The sequence below is a fragment of the Aneurinibacillus sp. Ricciae_BoGa-3 genome (assembly GCF_028421645.1).
Taxonomy (GTDB): Bacteria; Bacillota; Bacilli; order Aneurinibacillales; family Aneurinibacillaceae; genus Aneurinibacillus_B.
In genome coordinates this window covers 3,644,120-3,669,798 of record NZ_CP116887.1, presented here as the reverse complement: position 1 = coordinate 3,669,798, position 25,679 = coordinate 3,644,120, and the positions used below count along the sequence as shown (strand labels likewise).

The 25,679-nt window shown below is 47.4% G+C and carries 23 protein-coding genes, 19 tRNA genes, 3 rRNA genes and 1 riboswitch; of the genes, 41 read left to right on the top strand and 4 right to left on the bottom strand.

Annotation, left to right across the window (positions count from 1 at the left end; genetic code table 11):
* Window positions 1–243: 243 nt before the first annotated feature.
* Window positions 244–729 (bottom strand): PaaI family thioesterase, encoded by a 486-nt coding sequence (locus PP175_RS18670; protein WP_272439758.1) that lies wholly within the window; start codon window positions 727–729, stop codon window positions 244–246.
* Between the two features lie 168 nt (window positions 730–897).
* Here PP175_RS18670 and PP175_RS18665 point away from each other — a divergent pair, with 168 nt between their 5' ends.
* Entirely contained in the window at window positions 898–2,856 is a 1,959-nt protein-coding gene (locus PP175_RS18665; protein ID WP_272439757.1) for a hypothetical protein, read from the top strand.
* A 39-nt stretch (window positions 2,857–2,895) separates the two neighbouring features.
* Window positions 2,896–3,369, top strand: a complete 474-nt coding sequence (locus tag PP175_RS18660; protein WP_272439756.1) for a YlbF/YmcA family competence regulator — start codon at window positions 2,896–2,898, stop codon at window positions 3,367–3,369.
* Here the strand turns inward: PP175_RS18660 and PP175_RS18655 are convergent.
* Window positions 3,366–3,692, bottom strand: a complete 327-nt coding sequence (locus PP175_RS18655; protein WP_272439755.1) for a hypothetical protein — start codon at window positions 3,690–3,692, stop codon at window positions 3,366–3,368. The two genes, PP175_RS18660 and PP175_RS18655, sit on opposite strands and share 4 nt — an antisense overlap.
* Window positions 3,693–3,807: 115 nt before the next feature.
* On the opposite strand from PP175_RS18655, the gene PP175_RS18650 reads away from it, so the two are divergent.
* The 11 genes from PP175_RS18650 to PP175_RS18600 all read left to right on the top strand — a co-directional run bounded on the left by PP175_RS18650 (window position 3,808) and on the right by PP175_RS18600 (window position 10,559).
* Window positions 3,808–4,128 (top strand): YlbG family protein, encoded by a 321-nt coding sequence (locus PP175_RS18650; protein WP_272439754.1) that lies wholly within the window; start codon window positions 3,808–3,810, stop codon window positions 4,126–4,128.
* A 185-nt stretch (window positions 4,129–4,313) separates the two neighbouring features.
* Window positions 4,314–5,453 (top strand): HD-GYP domain-containing protein, encoded by a 1,140-nt coding sequence (locus tag PP175_RS18645; protein ID WP_272439753.1) that lies wholly within the window; start codon window positions 4,314–4,316, stop codon window positions 5,451–5,453.
* Window positions 5,454–5,553: 100 nt separating this feature from the next.
* The gene (locus tag PP175_RS18640) at window positions 5,554–6,000 is read left to right on the top strand and encodes a universal stress protein (RefSeq protein WP_272439752.1); all 447 of its coding nucleotides are present in this window, start codon (window positions 5,554–5,556) and stop codon (window positions 5,998–6,000) included.
* A 119-nt stretch (window positions 6,001–6,119) separates the two neighbouring features.
* Window positions 6,120–7,238: a GspE/PulE family protein gene (locus PP175_RS18635; RefSeq protein ID WP_272439751.1), complete on the top strand. Its 1,119-nt coding sequence runs from the start codon at window positions 6,120–6,122 to the stop codon at window positions 7,236–7,238.
* A complete protein-coding gene (locus PP175_RS18630) occupies window positions 7,189–8,259 on the top strand; it encodes a type II secretion system F family protein (RefSeq protein ID WP_272439750.1) in 1,071 nt (356 codons plus the stop codon). Before PP175_RS18635 ends, PP175_RS18630 begins: the two co-directional genes overlap by 50 nt.
* 16 nt (window positions 8,260–8,275) lie before the next feature.
* On the top strand, window positions 8,276–8,632 hold the full coding sequence (locus tag PP175_RS18625) for a competence type IV pilus major pilin ComGC (RefSeq protein WP_272439749.1): 357 nt from the start codon (window positions 8,276–8,278) through the stop codon (window positions 8,630–8,632).
* Window positions 8,619–9,077, top strand: coding sequence for a prepilin-type N-terminal cleavage/methylation domain-containing protein (locus PP175_RS18620; protein WP_272439748.1), 459 nt, complete (start codon window positions 8,619–8,621; stop codon window positions 9,075–9,077). The genes PP175_RS18625 and PP175_RS18620 overlap by 14 nt, the downstream gene beginning before the upstream one ends.
* Window positions 9,078–9,100: 23 nt before the next feature.
* On the top strand, window positions 9,101–9,523 hold the full coding sequence (locus PP175_RS18615; protein WP_272439747.1) for a type IV pilus modification PilV family protein: 423 nt from the start codon (window positions 9,101–9,103) through the stop codon (window positions 9,521–9,523).
* Entirely contained in the window at window positions 9,418–9,912 is a 495-nt protein-coding gene (locus PP175_RS18610; RefSeq protein WP_272443323.1) for a ComGF family competence protein, read from the top strand. The genes PP175_RS18615 and PP175_RS18610 overlap by 106 nt, the downstream gene beginning before the upstream one ends.
* Window positions 9,909–10,292 carry a hypothetical protein gene (locus PP175_RS18605; protein ID WP_272439746.1) on the top strand — a complete coding sequence of 128 codons (384 nt, stop codon included), beginning with the start codon at window positions 9,909–9,911 and terminating at the stop codon, window positions 10,290–10,292. Before PP175_RS18610 ends, PP175_RS18605 begins: the two co-directional genes overlap by 4 nt.
* Window positions 10,293–10,391: 99 nt before the next feature.
* Complete coding sequence (locus PP175_RS18600) at window positions 10,392–10,559, top strand: YqzE family protein (protein WP_272439745.1); 168 nt, start codon at window positions 10,392–10,394, stop codon at window positions 10,557–10,559.
* Between the two features lie 46 nt (window positions 10,560–10,605).
* Here PP175_RS18600 and PP175_RS18595 read toward each other — a convergent pair whose 3' ends face one another.
* A complete protein-coding gene (locus PP175_RS18595; protein ID WP_272439744.1) occupies window positions 10,606–11,454 on the bottom strand; it encodes a YqhG family protein in 849 nt (282 codons plus the stop codon).
* A complete protein-coding gene (locus tag PP175_RS18590; protein ID WP_272439743.1) occupies window positions 11,451–13,163 on the bottom strand; it encodes a DEAD/DEAH box helicase in 1,713 nt (570 codons plus the stop codon). The genes PP175_RS18595 and PP175_RS18590 overlap by 4 nt, the downstream gene beginning before the upstream one ends.
* Before the next feature lie 100 nt (window positions 13,164–13,263).
* On the opposite strand from PP175_RS18590, the gene PP175_RS18585 reads away from it, so the two are divergent.
* The 28 genes from PP175_RS18585 to gcvH all read left to right on the top strand — a co-directional run bounded on the left by PP175_RS18585 (window position 13,264) and on the right by gcvH (window position 25,678).
* Window positions 13,264–13,752: a hypothetical protein gene (locus PP175_RS18585; RefSeq protein WP_272439742.1), complete on the top strand. Its 489-nt coding sequence runs from the start codon at window positions 13,264–13,266 to the stop codon at window positions 13,750–13,752.
* Between the two features lie 14 nt (window positions 13,753–13,766).
* A complete protein-coding gene (locus tag PP175_RS18580) occupies window positions 13,767–14,249 on the top strand; it encodes a transposase (RefSeq protein WP_272439741.1) in 483 nt (160 codons plus the stop codon).
* On the top strand, window positions 14,134–14,376 hold the full coding sequence (locus PP175_RS30105; protein WP_442870484.1) for a zinc ribbon domain-containing protein: 243 nt from the start codon (window positions 14,134–14,136) through the stop codon (window positions 14,374–14,376). Before PP175_RS18580 ends, PP175_RS30105 begins: the two co-directional genes overlap by 116 nt.
* 660 nt (window positions 14,377–15,036) lie before the next feature.
* Window positions 15,037–16,571 (top strand): 16S ribosomal RNA (locus tag PP175_RS18575).
* A 98-nt stretch (window positions 16,572–16,669) separates the two neighbouring features.
* Window positions 16,670–16,786 (top strand): 5S ribosomal RNA (gene rrf, locus PP175_RS18570).
* Window positions 16,787–17,164: 378 nt separating this feature from the next.
* Window positions 17,165–20,103 (top strand): 23S ribosomal RNA (locus tag PP175_RS18565).
* The 16S, 23S and 5S rRNA genes sit together here with 19 tRNA genes alongside, the layout of an rRNA operon.
* Window positions 20,104–20,194: 91 nt before the next feature.
* Window positions 20,195–20,271 (top strand) — tRNA-Glu (locus PP175_RS18560).
* An 18-nt stretch (window positions 20,272–20,289) separates the two neighbouring features.
* Window positions 20,290–20,365: transfer RNA gene (locus PP175_RS18555), tRNA-Val, on the top strand.
* 8 nt (window positions 20,366–20,373) lie between these two features.
* Window positions 20,374–20,448, top strand: a tRNA-Asn gene (locus PP175_RS18550).
* A gap of 4 nt (window positions 20,449–20,452) precedes the next feature.
* Window positions 20,453–20,528: transfer RNA gene (locus PP175_RS18545), tRNA-Met, on the top strand.
* Between the two features lie 173 nt (window positions 20,529–20,701).
* Window positions 20,702–20,777: transfer RNA gene (locus PP175_RS18540), tRNA-Ala, on the top strand.
* 8 nt (window positions 20,778–20,785) lie between these two features.
* Window positions 20,786–20,861: transfer RNA gene (locus PP175_RS18535), tRNA-Thr, on the top strand.
* Between the two features lie 160 nt (window positions 20,862–21,021).
* Window positions 21,022–21,098 (top strand) — tRNA-Asp (locus PP175_RS18530).
* 138 nt (window positions 21,099–21,236) lie between these two features.
* Window positions 21,237–21,312, top strand: a tRNA-Phe gene (locus tag PP175_RS18525).
* 7 nt (window positions 21,313–21,319) lie between these two features.
* Window positions 21,320–21,403: transfer RNA gene (locus PP175_RS18520), tRNA-Tyr, on the top strand.
* Between the two features lie 7 nt (window positions 21,404–21,410).
* Window positions 21,411–21,485 (top strand) — tRNA-Gln (locus PP175_RS18515).
* Window positions 21,486–21,504: 19 nt separating this feature from the next.
* Window positions 21,505–21,580: transfer RNA gene (locus PP175_RS18510), tRNA-Lys, on the top strand.
* 237 nt (window positions 21,581–21,817) lie between these two features.
* A tRNA-Leu gene (locus PP175_RS18505) sits at window positions 21,818–21,900 on the top strand.
* A 79-nt stretch (window positions 21,901–21,979) separates the two neighbouring features.
* Window positions 21,980–22,055: transfer RNA gene (locus PP175_RS18500), tRNA-Gly, on the top strand.
* A gap of 160 nt (window positions 22,056–22,215) precedes the next feature.
* Window positions 22,216–22,289 (top strand) — tRNA-Gly (locus PP175_RS18495).
* A gap of 7 nt (window positions 22,290–22,296) precedes the next feature.
* Window positions 22,297–22,373: transfer RNA gene (locus PP175_RS18490), tRNA-Arg, on the top strand.
* Window positions 22,374–22,432: 59 nt separating this feature from the next.
* Window positions 22,433–22,508, top strand: a tRNA-His gene (locus tag PP175_RS18485).
* 9 nt (window positions 22,509–22,517) lie between these two features.
* Window positions 22,518–22,609, top strand: a tRNA-Ser gene (locus PP175_RS18480).
* A 4-nt stretch (window positions 22,610–22,613) separates the two neighbouring features.
* A tRNA-Ile gene (locus PP175_RS18475) sits at window positions 22,614–22,690 on the top strand.
* 9 nt (window positions 22,691–22,699) lie between these two features.
* Window positions 22,700–22,788: transfer RNA gene (locus tag PP175_RS18470), tRNA-Leu, on the top strand.
* A gap of 527 nt (window positions 22,789–23,315) precedes the next feature.
* Entirely contained in the window at window positions 23,316–23,669 is a 354-nt protein-coding gene (locus tag PP175_RS18465) for a DUF1904 family protein (RefSeq protein ID WP_272439740.1), read from the top strand.
* A 233-nt stretch (window positions 23,670–23,902) separates the two neighbouring features.
* Window positions 23,903–24,000: riboswitch (glycine riboswitch) on the top strand.
* Between the two features lie 163 nt (window positions 24,001–24,163).
* Complete coding sequence (gene gcvT, locus PP175_RS18460) at window positions 24,164–25,261, top strand: glycine cleavage system aminomethyltransferase GcvT (RefSeq protein ID WP_272439739.1); 1,098 nt, start codon at window positions 24,164–24,166, stop codon at window positions 25,259–25,261.
* A 24-nt stretch (window positions 25,262–25,285) separates the two neighbouring features.
* Window positions 25,286–25,678 (top strand): glycine cleavage system protein GcvH, encoded by a 393-nt coding sequence (gcvH, locus tag PP175_RS18455; RefSeq protein WP_272439738.1) that lies wholly within the window; start codon window positions 25,286–25,288, stop codon window positions 25,676–25,678.
* The last annotated feature ends 1 nt before the right edge of the window (window position 25,679 follow it).

Below are 25,679 nucleotides of genomic sequence, written 5' to 3'. Positions count from 1 at the left end.
GAATGATTCAAGAGCGACCGGAAAGGAGGAAAAACGCGTGGGTTTCTTTAATGGGGATACTGAGGAAATCTTTGCGATTATAATTATAATCCTGGTGATTGTCTGGTTATTTAACTCCTTTAATTAAAGGACAATTAAAGGGCAAAAAGAAGTTAACGGTTGTATGCGCCGCCGTTGCCTTCTTTTTGTCTCTGTATTCCCCGTTCTCTTCTACAATATGCGGGCAGGGAGGATGCGTACATTTTACCCTTCGACGTAAAAAAAGGTTCCGCTGGCAGCTAAAACAAGCTCTGCCCTCTCATTGTAAATTTTGCATTCGCACACACACATATGGCTGCCCTTGCGTAGCAGGGACGCGGTTGACAACAGCTTTTCCCCTGTTCCCGGAGATAGATAGTTTATCTTCATTTCGCTCGTGACACATGGTTTGCCACTTACATGATTGGCGAGAGCCCCCATTGTATAATCTGCGATCGTTGCCGAAATCCCGCCGTGTACGATTTTTAGGCGATTGTACATAAAGGCTGTAATCGGAACTTCGAACCGGTAGGTCCCATCTTCAAGGTATTCTCCCTGCAGCCCGAGAAAACCTGTAAGGTAGGCGGCTTTCTGAGCGCGCTTGTACTCTATCGCCTGTCTGGCCAGAAAGAGGATCTGTTGCTCGTCGTCTGTTCCGTTTTCCAAAATATCTGACACAAACTCGGCTAGTGCTTCTTTATATTGTTCCATGTTATATGGCTCCTTTGCTGGTGGGTCTGTCTTTTATTTCCCCATTCGATGAAAATCTCCTCCCCGCAGCCAGGGTTAACCAACGAGTATGGTACACTGATAGGAGAGGGTGGATGCTTCGAATTCCGTTAGGTTACAATAAGGTTAGCAAGCCAGATGGAGTTGATTATGAATCTTAAAGATGTCATTGAACAAATAAATGGGCGTATTGCCCGCAGCATTCTTGATGAAAATGGCTTTTTAAATGGGGATACTAGGCAGGAGGAAGGGGAAGACAAAATACTTCTCCAATACCTTCTAAATGAAAAAATGGTCGCCCAGCAGGCAAAAAAACTTACCGATAGCGAAAAAATTGTGCTGGCTTTTTTTATTTTTGGCGTTGGACATGATATGGTTACATACCGTCAGCTTGAAATGTGGTCCCGAACCGCTCCCTACTGTATTATCAGCGGGCTTACCGGCCTTCGCCGCAAGGGGCTGGTTTATACACTTAGACGCCTCTGGGGAGAACTTGCCTATATCATGCCATATGACCTGCAAAAGATTTGGCGTGTATATTTGCTTGGCGACAATCATAGCGATACAAGCGCAGAGGGGTTGGAAGCAACAAACCCATCTGTTCTCCTGTGCGATGTGCTATTTTCTTTGCTGCAGGCGCATCGAACCCAGCCGGTTTCCCTGACTAAACGGGGCCTTCCCGGTGTACGGCTGCGGCGGGAATGGTGTGATTTTCTTACCTATGAAGAGGAAGCATTTCATATGTTTTATCCTGCTGGCCAGGAGGATGGCACGGCCATCTATGTTTTCTTTCTTGAACTTCTAAAAGAGATGCAGCTGCTTATTCCGGGTGAACGGGGGCAGGAGGAACTGATTGTAAATGAAAAAGCGAGCGCACAGCTGTTTGTCGGGGATGCCAGCACCGTCCAGGCCAGGTTATATCCCACAGTAAAGAGAATGATAGAAACGCAGCATCCGCTCTATCCCATAATATTTGAATGGTTAGAGTCCCATCTGGAGCAATGGGTATGCATGGAGGCTGTTTGCAAGCAATGGACACAACGGATTCCGCATGTTGGCAGATTACTGGATGCGGTCGATGAAAAAAGGGAAGCGGTCCTGGCGGCCGGCCGCAAATTTACCGAAGAGGTCGTTCCACTGTTGGCCATGTTTGGCTTTGTTTCCCTGGTAGAGACAAGTCGGGGTGTTCATATGAAATACTTGCAAAGTGATATCCCCCGCAGCATCCCATTGGAAGGCGAAGCCGAATATACAGGGAATACAGGATATGGGTATGTGCAGCCAACTTTTGAGGTACTCTTGCTTCCGCACGCACCCTACGAAGTACGTTGGGGTACGGGTGCTTTCAGCCATTTAGCGGAAAGGCAGGAAGTATGGATCTTCCAGCTAACGCGGCGATCGGTTCAATCCTTTATTGGGAATCATGGGGCAGCAGTTGAAGATATCCTCCTCACCTTAAGCGGCATCCATAGCGGGGATGTTCCAGAGAATGTTTACCAGCAGATAAGAGATTGGGCACGATTGCACCAGACTGCTTCTTGGGAGCCGGTTGTATGGATTACCTGTCCTAACCTGGAAACAGCTAACCAGATAGAAATGGACCCTGTCCTTTCTCCTGCTATTAGAAGGAAAATAAGCGGGCAGGAATTCCTGGTGGATAGCGCTGCGATGCCTCTCTTGACAGAGGCAATGGAGAAGTGGGGCGTACCGCTTCGCGAGAATTATTCGGGTGGAGATCAGGCAAAACCTGTTCAGCGCACGCCTGGAAAAAAAGAAATAGCAGGCACCGATTACAAAGTGGAATCGGTGTTTCCAAATCTGGCAGATGCGCTGCCTGAACTTAAAAGCATTCCGTCGATTTGGTACAAAAACTGGCAAAAATATCATGGATCCACACTTCGTTCTTTGCTTGAGGCCGCTATTGCCATCGCGATACCAGTATCAATGGAGTATGCAGGTGAGAAGCTGACCGTAACCGTTGAGGAGCATACGCAGCACAACGGGCTGCCTGCGATTATTGCAGCGCATGAAAGCCGCCGCATAACTATTCCGTTCGCTGATATCGGCCGCATCCAGTTGCTTCTCCCCAAGGACCTTCTCTTTGAATAAAGAGCGGGCTCATGATACAATAGGTAACGAGGTGAGATTATGTCAAGTAACACAGCTATTCCAGCTGCTCTGGATCGGAATGAGCTGATCAATCGTGCCTATGAGATTGGGAAAAATCTTTTGCATTCACAAGAAATGCAAGATTACCTCGTCTCTCGCAGCAGAATGCAGAGCGATCCGGTGGCAAGCACAAAAGTTACATCTTTCAATAAATTGAAGGAGCTGCATGAAGAGGTTCAGCGGTTTGGTAAGTATCACCCTGATTATAGCCGGGTTTCAGCTGAAATCCGCAAAGAGAAGCGTGAACTTGAGAAGCTTGAATCTATTTCATTTTTTAAGAAGGCTGAGAACAACCTGGATGAACTACTCTACCGCGTAAGCCGAACGATTGCAGATGCGGTTTCCGATAAAATTAAAGTTCCAAGCAATAACCCGCTTTATGAAATGGCAGGCGGCTGCGGTGGTGGCTGCGGCACAGGCGGAAGCTGTGGATGCAGCACGAAGAAGGCTTAACGGTTAAGCACGCAATTTTGACAGCCACGTCCGCAGCAGAGGGGTGTATCGTTTAATAATGATACCTCACAGCGGAAAACGATTCGGGTATTCTGCATACGAACGAAGTGCGGGATGATTACCCAGGAGCTGGCTGTATACGAATGGGCCGCCTGCACAATCAGGCGGCCTGTTTTTTCGATGGCGTCATTTATATCAGCCAGATAAATCTCTGAGCCATCGAGGTATAAAAAGTGGGCGCCGGCAATTTTTTGGTAGCGAGCGCCACTGAACAAAGAAGAATGTGTCAGGGTGTGACAAATCGAATCAAACAATTCTTCCATTACACATACACTCCCGCCTTAAAAATCTTTCGCTATTCTACTATTACACAAACCCTTGCAGGCTTCAACAAAGGATGATACGATTCATAGGAACAGACGAGAAGGAGAATTTACCATGAGAGAACATCGTCTAGGAATAGCTGTCTTCGTAAAAAACATTAAGTCAGCCCGCAACCTTCGGAAATTCGGAAATGTACACTTCATATCACGGCGGCTTAATTATATAACGATGTATGTTCCGGCGGATACAATTGACCAAACAATTGAGCGTATTTCCCGCCTAGATTTTGTAACGCGCGTAGAACGATCCCATCGTCACGAAATACCAACGGTCTACGATAACGCCAAACCTGACAAAGCAAAAGAAATCGATTATAAGATGGAAGAACAGCAGATTATATCGATTATTAAGGGAGAACTCCCAGCGGAAGTGTAACGGCTCCAGAACGAGGATCGCCAGGCAGAGCCAAATAGGACGCTTTTTAGACATTGCTGTGTTCTACATATCGCAGTTGTTTATCTTCTAATCAGAGAGATCAGCATTGTCTCTCTGATTCTTTTTTGTATATTACATGCTATAATAGTTGAAAAGTGCGAAGTGTTCAAAAAAGGATGGTGGGCATGCAAAACCACATCAAAAGTAAACTCCGCTTCGCTTCATTAACTGTCATAACCGCCACGTATTTTTTTATTCACACAGCTGATCCCTGGGCTCCCCTTATATTTTGGGCGCTAACAGGGCTCGGATGGATCATTGCAATTGCCGTGTATAGCTGGAAAAAAAGAGCAACGGAAGCGTTTTTGGCATCGAATGAACGGGTATTGCGGATTTTTGACTTTATTTTTGTTTTGGCTTACATAGCGATAACAGGTGGTGTAGCAGAGAGTCCTTATTTGATACTCATCTATTTAGGGATTGCTTCTGTCGGCCTCTACGACACAAAGAAGGTAGGCCTGTTGTATTCGGTCGCGGCTCTGGCAGCACTTGTTGTTTTTGATATGAGCTGGAACTGGTACTGGAGCGAAACTTTCGAAACAACCACGCGCGCATTGTCTCACCTTATTCTCCTGCCATTGTTTGGGTTTCTAGCAGATCTGCTGATTGCCCATTTCCGCCAAATCAAAGCGGAAGAACAGATAGTGCTGGATGAGCTTGTTACAAGTCTGGCTAAAGCTATCGGAAGCAAGGATGCTTACACACTGGGGCACTCAACTCGCGTGAAAGCCTATTCGCTGGCCATAGGGAAGGAATTACAATTAAGTGAGGAAGAAATGTTTACGCTTACGTATGGAGCGTTGCTGCATGATATCGGAAAGATTCATATTCCATCAAGCGTGCTCAACAAGACAGGTAAGTTAACCCGGGATGAGTGGAGCCAACTGCTTACCCACCCTGATGAAGGCGCCCGAATTGTAGGCAATATGAGCAAGCTTGCCGGTGTCCGCGATATTATCCTCTATCACCATGAACATTTCGATGGGAAAGGCTATCCCTGCGGACTCAAAGGCGATGAGATTCCCTTTCTTGCCTCTCTGGTACACGTCGCCGACTCCTTCGATGCGATGACCACGACTCGAAGCTACAACGAGCCAAAAACTATTGAAGAAGGTATGGCTGAACTTCTGTACTGCAGTGGAACCCAGTTTCATCCCCTGGTCGTACAGGCCGCTATGCAGGTGTACCATAACGGTAAATGGCCGCATTTTCAGGTGGGCCCGGCCGCACAAGAAGTGTGCAGGTTGGTCCAGTTACCTGATTAACACAATATTGTCATATTAAATAGCTTACAAATCTTTTTATCTTCCAACTATTGGCGTACAATAAAAGTGTCAAAATATCTCGAATTGGGGGAAAGAGATTGTGTTTGATAAAATAGTTGTAGCCATTGATGGATCGATACTTAGCCAAAAGGCATTAGACGCTGCGATTGAATTGGGTAAGGGACGGAGTGCTTCATTATCCCTTCTGCACGTCGTGAAAGAGATCGTCATTCCACCTTATGTTATGGGAGAGATGGCATTCATTACGCGCGAATATGATGAGGATTTCACAGCTGCTCTTCGTAAAGAAGGGGAGGAACTTCTAGATATAGCGAAAGAAAGGGTTCATAAGGCCGGACTCACAGCCGAGGCACATGTCATTACCGGAGATCCGGCGAGCGTTATTCTCGACTTTTCTAAAGAAAATCATATGCAGCTTATAGTTATGGGCAGCAGGGGCCTAGGCACGTTTAAAGAAATGATGCTTGGCAGCGTCAGTCATCGGGTGTCGCAAGTTTCGGAATGTCCGGTACTCATTGTAAAATAAATAAATAGCATGTTGAAAGCTCTTCCGGGTTGCCGGGAGAGCTTTTTTGATGCAATTGAATGGGAAATAATTACAAATAATTTGTAATGTGGTATAATATGGAAAAGGAGATGATCCATATGACCGATGTAAGCACGTATGTACAGGAATTAATCGAAAGAGGACTGCAGCTCGGAGCAAGCGATATCCATATTGAGCCCATTCTCGACGGTGTGCAAATCCGGTTTCGGATGAATGGGGTACTGCAGGAAATGGAATGGAAAGAGGAGGTATGGGGCCCGCCGCTTGTTTCCCGGCTGAAGCTTTTGAGCGGCATGGATATTGGCGAGAGGCGCCTGCCCCAGGATGGAGGCTTCTCCTTTTTTAAGGAGCAGGATGATGGCAAAGAGGCCATCGATATTAGAACGGCTACCCTTCCGACTATTTACGGCGAGAAAATTGTCATGCGGCTTTTGCCGCATCACACTCGTTTTCAGTCGCTTGGTTCATTAGGTATGGAACCCTTTCATTGCAGGGCTGTTAAAGAAATGCTTCTGCAGTCACAAGGAATGATCTTGATTGCTGGACCTACAGGATGCGGAAAAACCACAACGATGTATGCGATGTTGCATGAACTGCAGCGGGAAGGGCGGAATGTGGTGTCTCTTGAACAGCCGGTTGAATATAGGATTGCAGGCGTCAATCAGGTGCAGATACACCCGCGCTCCGGTTTGTCCTTTCACGAAGGCTTGCGGGCTGTACTTCGCCAGGACCCGGATGTCATTCTCGTCGGAGAAATTCGGGACAAGCAGACCGCTGAAGTGGCAGTGCGGGCAGCACTAACAGGCCACTTAATCATCTCTACGATTCACACGCAGGACACATTGAGCACGATTGTTCGGCTGCTTGACATGGGAATTGAACCTTATCTTGTTAGTTCAGCTATAAAGGGGGTGATTGCCCAGCGTTTAATTCGCAGGGTCTGCCCTGCCTGCTACAGAAGGAGTACAGGCTGCAAGGAATGTGGAGGAACGGGTTTCGCCGGGCGAACCGGGATTTATGAAGTATTAAAAATAGAGGAGGATCTCCATCCCTATATTTTAAACCGAAGCCCAGTTGATGAGATGCGCAATTACGTCATATCCAATGGCTTTTGCCCGTTGTCTTCGCTTCTCGAAGAAAAAATTATACAGGGAGTGGCTGAAACCCATGAATTTCAGCTTTATACAGCATATGAACGTAAAAATTCCCTGGTCTGATCACAACCTGCCGCGGCTCAGCCACCATCTGTCCTACCTGCTTGAAGCTGGGATCCCGCTGCTTGAAAGCCTCTCTTTGACAACCGAGCATTTTTCCGGCAAAGAAAGGCGTCAGTTATTGGTGGTTCGATCACAGTTGGAGGAGGGACAGGCGCTGTCTCGTGCGATGGGTTATATGACTGTCCCCCCTCTGTTTGTTTCACTGCTTGTGGCAGGAGAGCAGCATGGGGAATATGCCTCTAGTTTCTCTTTTGCCTCCCGGTACTACAGGGAGAGGGCGGAGTGGAAACAGAAAATTTCGCAATTAATTGTTTATCCGTTCGTTTTGTTATGTTTGTCTTTGGCATCTTTATGGTTTTTGTTTGATTTCATTCTTCCTCAGATAGGGGAAATGTACAGCACCCTGAATATTGCACTTCCTCTAATAACACGCATTGTGATTCGTGTTTTTTCGTTCCTATCTTCCTATGGCTTATCTCTTGTGTGCCTGCTGATTTGTGCTGTGGGGCTTATAGCCCTGTTTCACAAAATGAAGAAGTTTGCCCTTGCCGTTTCTTCTGTCCTTTTTTATCTGCCTTATAGCTCACAATGGATGAAAATCAAATACAGCCATTACTTCTCCATGCAGGCCGGGCTTCTGCTGGAGGCTGGCATTTCTATTCTGGATATATGCCTGCTGTTCCAGCACATGGCCCCCTGGCCCTTGTATCGCCAGTTAATGGCTCGGTGTGAACAGGGTTTGCGGGAGGGAGAGCCGCTGAGCCGGATGCTTAAAGCCAGTGCCTCTTTTTTCACATGGGAAATCGTTAAATATACGGAACTAGGTGAGGAGGGCGGGCAGGTGGGCCAGTGCTTAATCTTTTACAGCCAGCAGGCGGAAGAAGAAAGAAAAAGAAAGATAGAAAGGCTGATTCGGCTGCTGGAGCCTTTGCTCCTTCTCACGATTGGTTCGCTTGTGCTTGTGGTGGTGCTGTCGTTTTTTCTTCCGGTGCTCCATATGGTTAATTCTTTGAATGAATAGGAAAGGAAGCGAAATCATGAAAGGCATGTTAAAGCATGTAAAACGGGAAAAGGGCTTTACCTTGATCGAAATGCTCATTGTAATTGCTATCATAGGGATTTTTCTGGCACTGGCACTCCCGGATTATAAAGGAACCGTTGCGAAGGCGCAGGACAGGGGCTGCAAAGTAAACCAGAGGCTAATTTCAACTGCGCTTGAATCCTATTACATAGACAATGGAAACCAATATCCGGATGAAACGACAGCACTTACCACGCTGGTAGAACGGCATTATTTACAATCCATTCCGAAGTGCCCATCTAATGGCACATACACAGTCAAGAAGTCCACGGATGGTTCAACCATGGAGGTAAGCTGCAGTGTTCATAACTAATGGAAGAGGGCAGGCACATGGAGAGGGAGGATTTACCCTCATTGAAGTGGTAACATGCCTTGTTATTATGAGCCTTCTTATAATAATGGTGCTTCCGGATGTGAGACACGCGTATGCAAGAGTTGTTACCCGTCAGTATATAGATCAATTAACTTTGAATCTATACAGTGCCGCTAGCTACGCCAAGGCACGGGCTGTCCCAGTGAAGGTTGTATTAAACGCCAGCAGGGGGACCTACCAGATGTATTTCTTTCGTCCAGGTGTTGCTAAAGAAGAGAAGGTTCCGCCCGGTTATAGCCTGTTTTATTCGTTTACAGATGGCACTTTTGCATTCACCGCCCAGGGGCATATCACCAAAGCCGGGCGGATCACCCTGCTTGACCCGGATATGCATACAACAACGCTCACCCTTTATATGGCCGGGGGGAGATTTATTATTGAGTAAAGGAACAAACAGGGAGGATGTCCATGAGAGAGTGCGGCTTTGCCTATCTTGAAGTGGTGTTTGCTCTTTTTCTTATGGTAGGTGCGATGGCGGCGGTTGAATCAACACTCCAGGTTTTGAAACAAAAGACCGCGGACAGCACTTGCCAGACAACGGCCTATTTGCTAGCAAAGTCAACCATTGAACAATGGAAAGTAACCAGCGGAGATTTTGCAACTTCAACGGCCCAAGAGCAAATAAGTGGGATGGTGTATACCATTACGATGGGTGTGTCATCAGTGTCAGAAATAATTGATCGGTGTGAGGTGACAATTGCATGGAAAGTCAATGGCACAGGAAAATCCATTACGCTCACGGCCTATCGGTATACACCAAAAGCGGCCGTGGCCGGATTTTATCAGCTGAATCCGGGTTCACGCTTGTTGAGGTACTTGTTTCTTCTATGATTACGGCCCTGCTTGCCATCCTCTTGCTAACAAGTTATATCCAAACGGTGAAGTACACGCAGCGGGTGAAGGATGTGGCTCTGCTAGAGGCGGAAGGGCGGGCTTTTTTTTCCTATATAGAGGGAGAAATTCATAAGGGCCACGGTTTTGGCCATACATCGTCAAAGATGTATTTCTGGGATTATGCCAATAACATGATTACATACGAAATCTGGGGCTCTAAAATAAGAAGGCAGCTTGGCTCGGAAGGGTTTGTGGTGATGCTGACCTTTGTACGGTCAGTAACATTTGATACAAATAAAAATGGAGCAAGCGTACTTGTTACGCTCGAACGCAACCATGTACAGTGGCAGGGAAGTATTTTTCTTGCATCCCGGATAAACGAATGAACAAAGTAAACCAGAAGGGATCGTCTCTGCTCCTTGTCCAATTTTATACGACGGTTTTATTAATGGTGGTTGTATACGCGGTTTCCTATCTACTATCCATACGGGATGTTGCTAACAATGATGTTTGGCGGACCAAGGCCTATTATGCAGCAGAAGGAGGCATATACAATGCGTGCGAACAAATTGGCGGCAATACCGCTACCTCAATTTTTATGTATCAGATAGATGGGAGTTCAGTTAAGGTGGAGGTCATAGGGCGTATTGGGGATCAAGTGGCACTTAAATCGAGTGCTCTACTCCCGCCTTATTATGCAGCGGCGTTTGTGATAAACGTAAATACAAAAACAGGCAAGATCACCAGCTGGGAGGACATAAAATAGTCGGCAGAGCAAATCCGGCAGAGTTTACGCAACGAGATTAGATTTTAAATTTCCCGGGCAAGCTAAGAGTATAGCATAAAACAAAAAGGGGTAAGCCATATGTCGTCATCCCAGGATTACGTTCGTTATTTAACGGAAAGGTTTGTCCGTTACGTAGAAACGCCCAAGGAACAAAGAGTTAAAAAGCAAAAAGAACCGTGGAGCTACCGCTGGTTTGGGATGCTTCCACTTGCGGTGCGTTTGTTGGTTGGCAGGAGAATCAAATAACTCATCGATAAGGAGAAGGAGCGTTGATGCTGCTTCTCCTTGTTTTTTAATGCAAATGTGCATTGCGATTACTTGTTTGATTTAATGGATTTCCTTGGGGTTCTAACAGATAAAATAAGCCGCCATTGATGATGTCCACTTCGATGCGCGGTTCGTGCTGCCAGCGCAGTTCGTCTATTCGTTTCTGGCTATAATCCGGAGCATCTTCTTCATCCGTATCTTTTTTCGTATAGAAGTATTCAATAATGGATAGCTCTTCGTTAAGGCGCTGTCTTGCGTCAACAGCCCATGCAGGATCTTCACGCTGGATAATTTCTGAAACATACTGCTCTAACCGGTTTGCAGCAGATTTAATGCCATAGACAGGGCGGACTGTGAATGTGTAATCAGCCATAACCGGGCTGAGATTGTAGTTTTCCATTTTGCTGAAGAACTGATCAAAGATGGTTCCATTGATCATGTTGATCCCTAACGACAAGAGAATATCCTTTTTTCTGTCGCAAATAAAGGATATTTTGTAATTCACATTTAGCCAGGGAATCAAGCCGGCTCGCTCCGCTTTTTCGCCGGGGCGCTCAAAAAGGCGTACATATTGGCCGCGTTTGCGGGCCGAAGAGAAAAACTGCAGCAGCCGCGGGGAACCAAAAGATATTTCCTCCCCGCGGACCACGTCATCCGGAAGGTTCTCCTTATCAAAAATGAGGGTCATAAACATCGGCTGCGGCTCGATGTTTAGCCTTTCAACATAAGTCCAGTAAAAGGGGCGGTTTCCCAAATCTTTATCTACTTCTATTGGTAGCCGTACTTTAAAATAAGATGGGTGAACCTCCGTATAAACCGCTTTATGTGCATCAAGGTAGCGTTCTAGAAAAGCCCTTACCTGTTCCTGCTTCATGGCAGCACCTCATCTGAAATGGAGACGGGGATTGAATTTTTAGCTTTGATATTTTTCCGTTCCCCGCGAATTACTTCCCCGAGATTGTCCATTTTAATCCTCAATTCTCCTTCGCTTTCGGAGCCAAGTACAATCTCGATAAGATTCTGTTCGATGGATCCATTAAACTGGAGGCGATCAATAATGACGTCTAATTCACCAATGACCATTTCAAACAGGTTAATTTTTTCATAAAGAAGCCGTAGAATCTGTTCTTCAATCGTATTGATCGTTGAAAGATTATAGATAAATACATCGCGTTTTTGTCCCAACCGGTGAACGCGCCCAATGCGCTGTTCGACCCGCATCGGATTCCATGGCATATCAAAATTAATCAGCCGGTTGCAGAATTGGAGATTTATCCCTTCACCGCCAGCTTCTGTCGCGATCAAAATCTGTGCTCTTTGTTCAAACAATTGGCTCATCCAGTCTTTTTTGCCTCGTTTAAACCCGCCGCGAAAGAGGACGGATGTAATTCCATGCTGGGCCAGGATGTATTGCAGATATTCTTGAGTGGCACGATATTCGGTGAAAATGATTGCTTTATCATTTGACTCTTTAATGATTTCCATCATTTTCTCGGCTTTGGAATGTGTTTCGATTTTCCTTATCATATTAAGGATTTCATCAATTCTTGCTCGTATAGGTGAATCCTCGGGGGCCCTGTCGTACATATTGCCAAGCGTTGTAAAAGCAGCATGCCGGCTTGAGCAAATTTCACGCTGAAGCGTTATGAGCGAAAGTGGGTTTTTAAAATAGCCTGCATGGTATTCTTCACGAATAAAGCTTGTTACTTCCTCGTATAATTGGCGTTCGGACGGAGAAAGCTCAACAGGGACCGTTATAACATGACGTTCAGTGAAAGTGACAGAACCATCCGCGCGTCGGTTGCGGACCATTATTTTTTTAAGTTCCTTTTTTAAGTTTTCTCCGTTTTTTACTTCCCGCTTACCCTTGGCGTACGCTTGGTGAAAATCATCCGAACGTCCAAGATGTCCTGGCTTTAAGATAGTAATCAGGTTGTACAGTTCATTTATTTCGTTTTGTACAGGGGTGGCCGTCAGTAGTAGGCAATATTTCTTTTTGACTTCTTGTATGAACTGATAATTTCTTGTTTTTTTATTCTTTAATTTATGTGCCTCATCTACAATAACCAGGTCGTAATCCTGATTTAGGATAATCTCTCTGTGCGGGGGGCGTTTCGCTGTATCAACGGATGCGACGACACAGTCGTACTGCGTCCACATATATTCTTTTTTTTGGGCAACAGCCGGAATAGAAAATTTGGAGTTTAGTTCGCGTACCCATTGGACGACAAGCGATGCAGGGACCAGAATTAATACTTTTTTTACGAGGCCTCTGATCATGTATTCTTTTAAAATCAATCCGGCCTCAATTGTTTTCCCTAAACCTACCTCGTCTGCTAACAGTGCTCGCCCATGCATCTCCTGAATGACACGTCTGGCAGTATCAATTTGATGGGGAAGGGGGTCAAGTTTTGGAAGATGACGCAAACACTGTAGTTCATCGAAGTTGCCGATTGCAGTTGCCTGTTCAGCTTCCCAGGCAAGCTTATATATTTCAGGATGGTGCCAGGGTCCGTCCTCACATAGTCGCTGCTCGAGTCCATCAATCCATTCCCGCTTAAAGGAAACCGGCACATCGTTCAAGAACCTTCACCTTCCTGATTCCGAGAGTAAGAGATAGTACAAGTTTGTGAAATATTCCGTTCTGTTATGTATGAATGAGAGGGTTGATTAACATATATATGTGGAGAAGAAATTATCTGTATTATATTGCCACTGGATTTGTTATTATACATACTTACTTTTTGATTTTTTAAAAAACAAAGCTAAACATAAAGAATGGATTCTTGCCCAACAGAAATATGCAGCTTGTATTAATTTGTGTATTTCACGTATTTTGAATGGAGAATCCCTTTCTACTTCCAATGTAGGAGCTGAACTCAATTCCTCTATTAAAAATGAAGCCATTCGCAAAGCTAAAAAGGCTGTTGCAGATTATAGACAAGGACTTGCTAAAAAGGTTCCGACCTTTAAATCACGAGTCCCTATCAGCATCAACAACCAAAACTGGGATACGAAGTGTGTCAAAGGTAAATGGTATGTTGGTTTTGTCGTCGATAAAAAGAAAAAATACCTTCCTGTTGAAGAGAATGAGTTTGTTACCCGGTTTTCCAACAAAGGATTACATACGAGAGGAAACAAGTTAAAAACAAAGCAACAAAAAAGCTGGTAAAAAAAGAAGTTCGGGTGGACAAGAATCGAGAAAATCGTTCAATCATTCAGCTTTTGCGAAAAGGATCCGATTGGTATCTGGCCATCCCTGTTGAAATTTCTTGTGAAATTACCACTTTCTCAATTGTTCCCCAAACTTTTATTGGTGTTGATGTTGGGCTACGTCATCTTGCGGTTATATCCGAACCAAAAAGTGGCAAGAGACAGTATTTTTCAGGAAAAGAAATTGGGTACATTCGTCGACATTTTCGTTCCCTGCGGCGTTCTTTAGGTAAAAAGAAGGCACTGCGTGCAATTAAACGTCTGGGTCATAAAGAAAATAGATGGATGGAAGATTACAATCGAAAATTAGCCAAAAAAATGGTTGATTTTGCCCTGCAGTTTGATCGACCTGTTCTTAAAATGGAGCAATTGTATAACATTCGTCAAACATGTAAAACAACGCAATGTTCGGGTTATCTTTGTTATTCCGAAGTACACCTCTCAAGAATGCTATAAATGCCATCACATTGAAAAGGGAAATCGCAAGAAAGATGTATTCCACTTTAAGAAATGCGGGCATCGCGATCATGCCGATCATAATGCTTCAAAAAATATAGCCTTGTGCACGAGCGTAGCGGTGTAGAAAATTCCATAAGCAATTTTTGATATACTATGTGCTCGTAGAGCAAAGCCTTTGCGGGAGGGTAAGCGTGACATTACCTATGGTGTCTGCGATGAAGGCAAGGTCAGAAATGGAACAACGGATAATGTCGTGAGATATCATCTCTGCCAGAGCAAGTCACTACCGAGCTTCCACAAGGAAGCCCCTGACTTTAGTGGGCGGGAGGAAGTCACTTGGTACATAGCCATGTCAGCATGCCTGATTAATGCTTCTGCGCTGTCCCCGTGTTCGGGATTGAGGGAGGGCACCTTTAGAGAGGAGTGTTTCTTAATGCGGAGGTGATCAAGGGTGCATAAGGAGACATGGATGGGCAGAGCGTGAGACAAAATATTTTGTGGTTCGTGGAGATAATGGGTTGTTTTTGTCAACAATACGTGCTACCATAATGATTCGCCTATAAAGTAGCTAACTAAAAGTTGTGTTGGAAAAATAAAGTTATTGATTGTTAAAGCAAAATGATATATGATTATTAAGTCGCCGCTGATAACTGATTGGTTTTGTGGCTGACTGATAAAGTTCCTTGAAAACTGAACAGTGAAATGCCAAATGTGCGATTGACCCAGAATTCAATTCTGGATTTTATAAGTAAGACCAGCTCGTATGAGCGAACAGCATCGAACCTTTTTGGAGAGTTTGATCCTGGCTCAGGACGAACGCTGGCGGCGTGCCTAATACATGCAAGTCGAGCGGACTTTGGAGAGCTTGCTTTTCAAAGTTAGCGGCGGACGGGTGAGTAACACGTGGGCAACCTGCCTGTAAGCCTGGGATAACTTCGGGAAACCGAAGCTAATACCGGATAGGATGCAGAACCGCATGGTTCTGGATGGAAAGTTTTCGGACACTTACAGATGGGCCCGCGGCGCATTAGCTAGTTGGTGGGGTAGTGGCCTACCAAGGCGACGATGCGTAGCCGACCTGAGAGGGTGATCGGCCACACTGGGACTGAGACACGGCCCAGACTCCTACGGGAGGCAGCAGTAGGGAATCTTCCGCAATGGACGAAAGTCTGACGGAGCAACGCCGCGTGAGCGATGAAGGTTTTCGGATCGTAAAGCTCTGTTGTCAGGGAAGAACCGCCGGGACGACCTCCCGGTCTGACGGTACCTGACGAGAAAGCCCCGGCTAACTACGTGCCAGCAGCCGCGGTAATACGTAGGGGGCAAGCGTTGTCCGGAATTATTGGGCGTAAAGCGCGCGCAGGCGGTTTCTTAAGTCAGGTGTGAAAGCCCACGGCTCAACCGTGGAGGGCCACCTGAAACTGGGAGGCTTGAGTGCAGAAGAGGAGAGTGGAATTCCACGTGTAGCGGTGAAATGCGTAGAGATGTGGAGGAACACCAGTGGCGAAGGCGACTCTCTGGTCTGTAACTGACGCTGAGGCGCGAAAGCGTGGGGAGCAAACAGGATTAGATACCCTGGTAGTCCACGCCGTAAACGATGAGTGCTAGGTGTTGGGGACTCCAATCCTCAGTGCCGCAGCTAACGCAATAAGCACTCCGCCTGGGGAGTACGGCCGCAAGGCTGAAACTCAAAGGAATTGACGGGGACCCGCACAAGCGGTGGAGCATGTGGTTTAATTCGAAGCAACGCGAAGAACCTTACCAGGGCTTGACATCCCGCTGACCCCTCTGGAGACAGAGGCTTCCTTCGGGACAGCGGTGACAGGTGGTGCATGGTTGTCGTCAGCTCGTGTCGTGAGATGTTGGGTTAAGTCCCGCAACGAGCGCAACCCTTGTCCTTAGTTGCCAGCATTCAGTTGGGCACTCTAGGGAGACTGCCGTCGACAAGACGGAGGAAGGTGGGGATGACGTCAAATCATCATGCCCCTTATGTCCTGGGCTACACACGTGCTACAATGGATGGTACAACGGGCTGCTAACTCGCGAGAGTATGCCAATCCCTAAAAACCATTCTCAGTTCGGATTGCAGGCTGCAACTCGCCTGCATGAAGCCGGAATCGCTAGTAATCGCGGATCAGCATGCCGCGGTGAATACGTTCCCGGGTCTTGTACACACCGCCCGTCACACCACGAGAGTTTGCAACACCCGAAGTCGGTGAGGTAACCGTAAGGAGCCAGCCGCCGAAGGTGGGGCAGATGATTGGGGTGAAGTCGTAACAAGGTATCCGTACCGGAAGGTGCGGATGGATCACCTCCTTTCTATGGAGAATCGGCACACTGGCACTTTCACTGTTCAGTTTTCCAGGAACTTCTTCTTGGAATTGAATACAAAATGAGATACACTAAGTATCTTGCTGTCTGGCAATATTGGCGAAGGGGTCACACCTGTTCCCATCCCGAACACAGAAGTTAAGTCCTTCAGCGCCGATGGTACTTGGGCGGCAACGCCCTGGGAGAGTAGGACATTGCCAGGCCGGCAACCTTGCCGAAAAAAGGATCGTCTACTAAAAGCGCAACGTGCCATCGTTAACATGCGCAACGTCCTGTTGCGTTAACGATGTTAGACCGTCCTGGTCGTCGCTGTTGCAACGTAGACGTTAGCCCATCCGTGGGCGTCAATTTTGCACTTTGAAAACTGAATCATGGAAGAAACAATGCGCAATAGGAAAATCCAATTGTAAAAACCTTTTAGGTGAAACCGGATTTCCATGAAAGAAAGCGGCATGAGAAGCGAGAGATTCAAGGCGCGGCAGGACCGAGCAGCGGAGCGTATGCTTTTGATACGTGAGCAGCACAGGGACAACGCAACGCAGAAGATCGACGCTGATCAAGACGCTTGATTGGAAACCAGAGGTTAAGCTATGAAGGGCACACGGTGGATGCCTTGGCGCCAGGAGCCGAAGAAGGACGTGGCGAACTGCGAAATGCTCCGGGGAGCTGTAAGCAAGCGTTAATCCGGAGATGTCCGAATGGGGAAACCTACGATTCGTAATGGGATCGTACTCCTGCCTGAATCCATAGGGCAGGTAGAGGCAGACCAGGGGAACTGAAACATCTAAGTACCCTGAGGAACAGAAAACAATAGTGATTCCGTAAGTAGCGGCGAGCGAACGCGGAGAAGCCCAAACCGGAAGGTTCGCCTTCCGGGGTTGTAGGGCGTCTCACATGGAGTTACAAAAGACGGTCATAGATGAAGCGACCTGGAAAGGCCCGTCACAGAAGGTAACAACCCTGTAATCGAAATGGCCGTCTCTCCGAGACGTACCCTGAGTACCGCGAGACACGTGAAACCTCGTGGGAAGCTGGGAGGACCATCTCCCAAGGCTAAATACTACCTGGCGACCGATAGTGAACCAGTACCGTGAGGGAAAGGTGAAAAGCACCCCGGGAGGGGAGTGAAAGAGAACCTGAAACCGTGTGCCTACAACTAGTCGGAGCACATTAACTGTGTGACGGCGTGCCTTTTGTAGAATGAACCGGCGAGTTACGGTTGCGTGCGAGGTTAAGGTGAGAAGCCGGAGCCGCAGCGAAAGCGAGTCTGAACAGGGCGATTCAGTACGCAGCCGTAGACCCGAAACCGTGTGATCTACCCATGTCCAGGGTGAAGGTGCGGTAACACGCACTGGAGGCCCGAACCCACGCACGTTGAAAAGTGCGGGGATGAGGTGTGGGTAGCGGAGAAATTCCAATCGAACTCGGAGATAGCTGGTTCTCCCCGAAATAGCTTTAGGGCTAGCCTCGGATTTACTGTACCGGAGGTAGAGCACTGATTGGATGCGGGCCCCTCGCGGGGTACCAAATTCAGTCAAACTCCGAATGCCGGCTACAGATATCCGGGAGTCAGACTGCGAGTGCTAAGATCCGTAGTCAAAAGGGAAACAGCCCAGACCACCAGCTAAGGTCCCTAAATCTTCACTAAGTGGGAAACGATGTGGAGTTGCCCAGACAACCAGGATGTTGGCTTAGAAGCAGCCACCATTTAAAGAGTGCGTAATAGCTCACTGGTCGAGTGACTCTGCGCGGAAAATGTAACGGGGCTAAGTGAAGTACCGAAGCTGTGGCTTGACACCGTAGGTGTCAGGGGTAGGGGAGCGTTCCTGCAGCGGTGAAGCTCGACCGGAAGGACGGGTGGAGCGGCAGGAAGTGAGAATGCCGGTGTAAGTAGCGAAAAGAAGGGTGAGAATCCCTTCCGCCGAAAGCCTAAGGGTTCCTGAGGAAGGCTCGTCCTCTCAGGGTTAGTCGGGACCTAAGCCGAGGCCGAAAGGCGTAGGCGATGGACAACAGGTGGAAATTCCTGTACTACCTCTACTTCGTTTGAGCAACGGAGGGACGCAGGAGGGTAAGGCAAGCAGACTGCTGGTTATGTCTGTCCAAGCAATGAGGCGTGTGTATAGGCAAATCCGTACACTGTAACGCCGGGTTGTGATGGCGAGGGAAATTTAAGTACCGAAGTTCCTGATCTCACACTGCCAAGAAAAGCTTCTAGCGAGAAGTAAGGTACCCGTACCGCAAACCGACACAGGTAGGCGAGGAGAGAATCCTAAGGCGCGCGAGAAAACTCTTGCTAAGGAACTCGGCAAAATGACCCCGTAACTTCGGGAGAAGGGGTGCCCCGCTAGCGTGATAAGCGTGAGGGGGCCGCAGTGAAAAGGCCCAAGCGACTGTTTAGCAAAAACACAGGTCTCTGCGAAGCCGCAAGGCGAAGTATAGGGGCTGACGCCTGCCCGGTGCTGGAAGGTTAAGGGGAGCGGTTAGCGCGCAAGCGCGAAGCTGTGAACCGAAGCCCCAGTAAACGGCGGCCGTAACTATAACGGTCCTAAGGTAGCGAAATTCCTTGTCGGGTAAGTTCCGACCCGCACGAAAGGCGTAACGACTTGGGCACTGTCTCGGCAAGAGACTCGGTGAAATCATACTACCTGTGAAGATGCAGGTTACCCGCGACAAGACGGAAAGACCCCATGGAGCTTTACTGCAGCTTGATATTGAATGCTGGTATGATTTGTACAGGATAGGTGGGAGCCTTTGAACCCGGACCGCCAGGTTCGGTGGAGGCATCCTTGGGATACCACCCTGATTATGCCGGCCTTCTCACTCGCATCCCTTATCGGGATGGAGGACCGTGTCAGGTGGGCAGTTTGACTGGGGCGGTCGCCTCCTAAAGTGTAACGGAGGCGCCCAAAGGTTCCCTCAGAATGGTTGGAAATCATTCGTAGAGTGTAAAGGCACAAGGGAGCTTGACTGCGAGACCTACAAGTCGAGCAGGGACGAAAGTCGGGCTTAGTGATCCGGTGGTTCCGCATGGAAGGGCCATCGCTCAACGGATAAAAGCTACCCTGGGGATAACAGGCTTATCTCCCCCAAGAGTCCACATCGACGGGGAGGTTTGGCACCTCGATGTCGGCTCATCGCATCCTGGGGCTGAAGTAGGTCCCAAGGGTTGGGCTGTTCGCCCATTAAAGCGGTACGCGAGCTGGGTTCAGAACGTCGTGAGACAGTTCGGTCCCTATCTGTCGTGGGCGCAGGAAATTTGAGAGGAGCTGTCCTTAGTACGAGAGGACCGGGATGGACGCACCGCTGGTGCACCAGTTGTTCCGCCAGGAGCATCGCTGGGTAGCTATGTGCGGCCGGGATAAGCGCTGAAAGCATCTAAGCGTGAAGCCCCCCTCAAGATGAGATTTCCCACAGCATAAGCTGGTAAGACCCCTTATAGATGATGAGGTAGATAGGTTCGGGGTAGAAGTGCGGCAACGCATGGAGCTGACGAATACTAATCGGTCGAGGGCTTAACCCAATTTTTAAGGAATTCCTAACGCATCGTTACTTCCAGTTCAGTTTTCAAGGTGCAAACCTTTAGTTTTTAAAGGAATCAGTAATCTGCTGTGGGCCCGTTGGAGAAGCGGCTTAACTCACATGCCTTTCACGCATGCATTCAGGGGTTCGAATCCCCTACGGGTCACCATTCATATCTCAAATTATTGGAGGATTAGCTCAGCTGGGAGAGCATCTGCCTTACAAGCAGAGGGTCGGCGGTTCGATCCCGTCATCCTCCACCATATATTAATCCGCAGTAGCTCAGTGGTAGAGCAATCGGCTGTTAACCGATCGGTCGCTGGTTCGAGTCCGGCCTGCGGAGCCATTGTCGCGGGGTGGAGCAGTTGGCAGCTCGTCGGGCTCATAACCCGAAGGTCGCAGGTTCAAGTCCTGCCCCCGCAACCAATTTATTCATTCTTTCAGCGTCGAATAATATTCTTTGCAGAGAATGAAAGCGGTGGTACCCGTCAGGGTGCAACCAATTTATTCATTCCAACTACGTCGAATTGACCACCTTCGCTGGAATGAAATCAGTAGTACCCGCTACGGTGCAACCAATACTGATAATGAATTTATATGGGGGTATAGCTCAGCTGGGAGAGCGCCTGCCTTGCAAGCAGGAGGTCAGCGGTTCGATCCCGCTTACCTCCACCATATACTGTGCCGGTGTAGCTCAATTGGTAGAGCACCTGACTTGTAATCAGGGGGTTGAGGGTTCAAGTCCTTTCGCCGGCACCATTGATGTTGATTTTAACTACGTGGAATAAGCCTCGGAGTTAAAATCAAATCATTAGTACCCGCAGGGTGCACCATTAATATTCATTCGATATACGCCGAATAAACTTCTTAGCAAAGAATGAAATCAATGGTACCTGATAGGGTGCACCATTTTTTTTGCGGAGCCGTGGTGAAGTTGGAGTTCACGCTGGACTGTCACTCCGGAGGTCGCGGGTTCGAGTCCCGTCGGCTCCGCCATTAAATAATAATGTAGACGGCACTCTCACCCGAGAGGAAGCTCTGCTAAAACCGCAACATCCTGTTGCAACGCAGAGCCTTGCACATCCTGTGCATCGGAGTCCCGTCGGCTCCGCCATTTATTTAATACATACAGTTGGCTCGGTAGCTCAGTCGGTAGAGCAGAGGACTGAAAATCCTCGTGTCGGCGGTTCGATTCCGTCCCGAGCCACCATGTATTTGGAGGGGTAGCGAAGTGGCTAAACGCGGCGGACTGTAAATCCGCTCCCTTGGGTTCGGCAGTTCGAATCTGTCCCCCTCCACCATTATGATTGGGGTATAGCCAAGCGGTAAGGCAACGGACTTTGACTCCGTCATGCCCTGGTTCGAATCCAGGTACCCCAGCCATTTTAGCTTTATTATGTAAGAGCCATTAGCTCAGTTGGTAGAGCACCTGACTTTTAATCAGGGTGTCACTGGTTCGAGTCCAGTATGGCTCACCATTTTAATCAAAAGTGATGAGTATGATCATCTGCAGAATTCTTAATAATGCGAACGGGACTCTCACCAGAGAGGAAGTTCTGCTAAAACCGCAACATCGTGTTGCAACGCAGAACCTCGCACATCCTGTGCATCGGAGTCCAGTATGGCTCACCACTATACCCATAAAAGTGAAGCATGCGCTTTGATGTAGGTCCGAATACTTTTATGGGGCCCAAAAGAAATGGGTAACAATATGTGCGGGTGTGGCGGAATTGGCAGACGCACTAGACTTAGGATCTAGCGCTTCGGCGTGGGGGTTCAAGTCCCTCCACCCGCACCATTAATATTCATTCTAACTACGTCGAATAATCTTCTCTGTAAAGAATGAAATCAGTAGTACCCGGTAGAGTGCACCATATGCGGACATAGCTCAGTTGGTAGAGCACGACCTTGCCAAGGTCGGGGTCGCGAGTTCGAGTCTCGTTGTCCGCTCCATTAGTGTTCATTCTAACTACGTCGAATGAACATCTTTGCGAAGAATGAAATCAGTGGTACCCGATAGGGTGCTCCATTATTATCGAGTTGTAACTGCGTCGATTAACTTCATTGCTGAATTCGAATCAGATGTACCCGCAGGGTGCTCCATCTGTATATTGCGGGTGTAGTTCAATGGTAGAACATCAGCCTTCCAAGCTGAATACGTGGGTTCGATTCCCATCACCCGCTCCATTCGTATGTGCCCGTAGCTCAATTGGATAGAGTGTCTGACTACGAATCAGAAGGTTGGGAGTTCGAGTCTCTCCGGGCACGCCATTTTTTTCTGCCCAAAAAAGCCAGACCGTGATACATCCCAGATCTGGTGCTTAATAATGGCGGTCGTGGCGAAGTGGTTAACGCATCGGATTGTGGCTCCGACATTCGTGGGTTCGATTCCCATCGATCGCCCCATATCATAATGGAGAAGTACCCAAGTGGCTGTAAGGGGCTCCCCTGCTAAGGGAGTAGACGGGTTAAACCGTGCGAGGGTTCGAATCCCTCCTTCTCCGCCATTGTGGGCCTATAGCTCAGTTGGTTAGAGCGCACGCCTGATAAGCGTGAGGTCGGCTGTTCGAGTCAGCCTAGGCCCACCATTCACCCTTGCCGGGGTGGCGGAACTGGCAGACGCACAGGACTTAAAATCCTGCGGTAGGTGACTACCGTACCGGTTCGATTCCGGTCCTCGGCACCATTAACTTACAAAATTATAAGCCTTGCTTCACTAAATACATAATAAGGAGCCTCGCCATATTGGCGGGGCTTTTTTGCTGTTTTTGCTGATCGTGTATGAAGAATACTCAAAACAACGATTCTGTTTCATATCAACATAACCATGTTAACTTCGGCTTGCCTTCAATCAAATTAAACGACGACATATGATTGACACATTCCAGCGCTATGCTAATAATTAAAGAAATATTCAAGTATTGGGCAATATTGTATGAGAATCTAAAAAAACATCACACCCCAAGCATAGTTTATTTAACAAGTGAATAGCAGAAGCGGATTAAACTTTTCTGCTTAGGACTAAGAAGCTGCCTGTCATATAGACGTAAGGCGGCTTTCTATTCCGTGGGAAAATGAAGCCAGATGCTTCATAAATATAAACACCATCATCTCTCTAGGAGGATGTCGAACTTTTTATTCGGTCACGCCAAAATGTACGGTAGTGGTATAATTGTATACATAAAAAGATAGTGAGTAGAAAGGAAATCAATTATGCCATTTTTACGTTTTAAAGGAATTGATAAGGATTTGTTAAAAAACATCGCACCCACAATTGTAGAGGAATTTTCCTATATAGCTAATGTTCCCGAGGAGATAGTAAAAATCGAGCTTTTACATATCGAGCCTATCCTAAATTCGCCTGCCAGTCTGGAGATTTTGATGTTTCAAAGGGAAAAGGAAAAACATGATGCGCTGGCAGCGAAGCTCCATGCCATTTTAAGGGAAAATGGCTACGACAATGTCCACATCTTTTTTGTTATGCTGACCCCTTCGCTTTATTATAAGGAAGGGATTCCATTAAAGGAGGTTCCTACCGCAAGGAATTCGATAGCTACCCCCAGGTAGAGGAAGTGAACTGAAGAAGCGCTCATTAAAAACGTGATTTAGAGAGTAATGTTCGGAAAAACACTCTATTCATGTTTTTTTTGTCCCTATAATCAAGAAATTAAGAGCAAAAACTAAACATTGTCATTTTCACTGTAAAATTTATTCAGAATTCTACTAAAAAAGCATTGAAATTTTTCTGAATCATGTTAGGATTAAAATTGTTACAACGCATAAAATAATACATACCGCGAATGAAGACAGAAGGAGAGAATGCGGGCAGTAAACGCCGCATCGCCGAAGGAGCAAGACACCCATTTAAACTCTCAGGCAAAAGTACTTCTGTTTGACGCAACTCTGGAGAGAGCTGGTTATATAACCGGCCACCAAAGGGGAAACCGGGTTTGCCGGGTAGCTCTCAGGTACAAAGGACAGAATAGGGATTGACACCCTATTTCTGTCCTTTTTTGGTTTTTAAAAAGGGAAAGCATTTCTTTCGGAGGTGATGGTTTCGTATGGCAGATTTAAAAAAGACACCGCTCTTTTCCCTTTATCAAGAGGGCGGGGCAAAAACAATTGATTTCGGCGGATGGGACCTGCCGGTGCAATTCACAAGCATTAAAGAAGAACATGAAGCGGTCCGTACAAAAGCGGGATTGTTTGATGTTTCGCATATGGGAGAAGTCGAAGTGAGTGGGCCGGATGCGTTAGCTTTCGTACAGAAAATCACAACAAATGATGCATCGAAACTGGACGTTGGCCAGGCGCAGTATTCCATTATGTGCTACCCGGACGGTGGTACGGTGGATGACCTGCTGGTGTATAAGCTGGCGAGGGATCGGTATCTGCTCGTTATTAACGCAGCGAACATTGAAAAAGACGTGGACTGGATGAAGCAGCACATAGAAGGCGACATGCAATTGCACAATATATCAGATGATACAGCGCAGCTGGCTCTGCAGGGGCCGCTGGCTGAGCAAGTGCTGCAGACGCTAACCGACGAAGATCTTTCTGCGATTAAATCGTTTCGTTTTAGAGCGGATGTGAAAATTGCGGGTGTTCAGGCGCTTGTTTCCCGCAGCGGCTACACAGGTGAAGATGGATTTGAGCTTTATACAAAACCTGAAAATGCCCAAACCCTCTGGCGTAAAATTCTTGAAGCAGGCAAGGGAGAGGTGCTTCCCTGCGGGCTGGGTGCCCGGGATACGCTTCGTTTTGAAGCAAGGCTTCCTTTGTACGGCCAGGAACTTAGCGCTAGCATCAGTCCAATTGAAGCGGGTGTCGGGTTTGCTGTAAAGACGGATAAAACCGTCCCGTTTATCGGGCAGGACGCGCTTAAAAAACAAAAGGAACAAGGGGCACCTCGAAAGCTTGTAGGGGTAGAAATGATAGGGCGCGGCATTCCGCGGACTCATTATCCGGTATATGCAGGTGAGGAGCTAATCGGTGAAATTACAACCGGAACGCAGTCGCCAACGCTTAAGAAAAACGTCGGGCTTGCTTTAATCAAACGGGAATTTAGCGAGCCAGGAACTCAGCTGCACGTAGAAATTCGCGGGAAAAGGATCGAAGCAGTTATCGTGCCGCTTCCTTTTTATAAGCGATCAAAATAACGAAAAACAATGGGGGAGCAAAAAATGAGCCAAATAAATGCGGCATTTAAATATAGCTCAGAACATGAATGGGTGGAAGTTTTGGATGGGGGAAAGGTGCGCATCGGAATTACGGATTTTGCCCAGCATCAACTGGGGGACATTGTATTTGTTGAGGTGCCTGAAGTAGGCTCAACGGTTAAAGCCGATGACAGCATGGGAACGGTTGAATCCGTCAAAGCCGTTTCAGATATTTACGCGCCCGTCTCAGGTGAAGTTGTGGAGGTTAACAGTGCGCTGGAAGATACGCCTGAGACCATCAACACCGATCCGTATAACGGTGGCTGGATGGCTGTTGTTGCGCTGGATGATACTGCCCAACTAGAAGGTCTTATGAACGCGGAGGAATATGAAGCGTTTGTAAAAGAGGAGGAATAAA

Excerpts from the sequence above, each read along its gene's own strand:
- PP175_RS18670 (WP_272439758.1), bottom strand. The coding sequence starts at position 729 with ATGGAACAATATAAAGAAGCACTAGCCGAGTTTGTGTCAGATATTTTG.
- PP175_RS18665 (WP_272439757.1), top strand. The coding sequence starts at position 898 with ATGAATCTTAAAGATGTCATTGAACAAATAAATGGGCGTATTGCCCGC.
- PP175_RS18660 (WP_272439756.1), top strand. The coding sequence starts at position 2,896 with ATGTCAAGTAACACAGCTATTCCAGCTGCTCTGGATCGGAATGAGCTG.
- PP175_RS18655 (WP_272439755.1), bottom strand. The coding sequence starts at position 3,692 with ATGGAAGAATTGTTTGATTCGATTTGTCACACCCTGACACATTCTTCT.
- PP175_RS18650 (WP_272439754.1), top strand. The coding sequence starts at position 3,808 with ATGAGAGAACATCGTCTAGGAATAGCTGTCTTCGTAAAAAACATTAAG.
- PP175_RS18645 (WP_272439753.1), top strand. The coding sequence starts at position 4,314 with ATGCAAAACCACATCAAAAGTAAACTCCGCTTCGCTTCATTAACTGTC.
- PP175_RS18635 (WP_272439751.1), top strand. The coding sequence starts at position 6,120 with ATGACCGATGTAAGCACGTATGTACAGGAATTAATCGAAAGAGGACTG.
- PP175_RS18630 (WP_272439750.1), top strand. The coding sequence starts at position 7,189 with ATGAATTTCAGCTTTATACAGCATATGAACGTAAAAATTCCCTGGTCT.
- PP175_RS18625 (WP_272439749.1), top strand. The coding sequence starts at position 8,276 with ATGAAAGGCATGTTAAAGCATGTAAAACGGGAAAAGGGCTTTACCTTG.
- PP175_RS18615 (WP_272439747.1), top strand. The coding sequence starts at position 9,101 with ATGAGAGAGTGCGGCTTTGCCTATCTTGAAGTGGTGTTTGCTCTTTTT.
- PP175_RS18605 (WP_272439746.1), top strand. The coding sequence starts at position 9,909 with ATGAACAAAGTAAACCAGAAGGGATCGTCTCTGCTCCTTGTCCAATTT.
- PP175_RS18600 (WP_272439745.1), top strand. The coding sequence starts at position 10,392 with ATGTCGTCATCCCAGGATTACGTTCGTTATTTAACGGAAAGGTTTGTC.
- PP175_RS18595 (WP_272439744.1), bottom strand. The coding sequence starts at position 11,454 with ATGAAGCAGGAACAGGTAAGGGCTTTTCTAGAACGCTACCTTGATGCA.
- PP175_RS18465 (WP_272439740.1), top strand. The coding sequence starts at position 23,316 with ATGCCATTTTTACGTTTTAAAGGAATTGATAAGGATTTGTTAAAAAAC.
- gcvT (WP_272439739.1), top strand. The coding sequence starts at position 24,164 with ATGGCAGATTTAAAAAAGACACCGCTCTTTTCCCTTTATCAAGAGGGC.
- gcvH (WP_272439738.1), top strand. The coding sequence starts at position 25,286 with ATGAGCCAAATAAATGCGGCATTTAAATATAGCTCAGAACATGAATGG.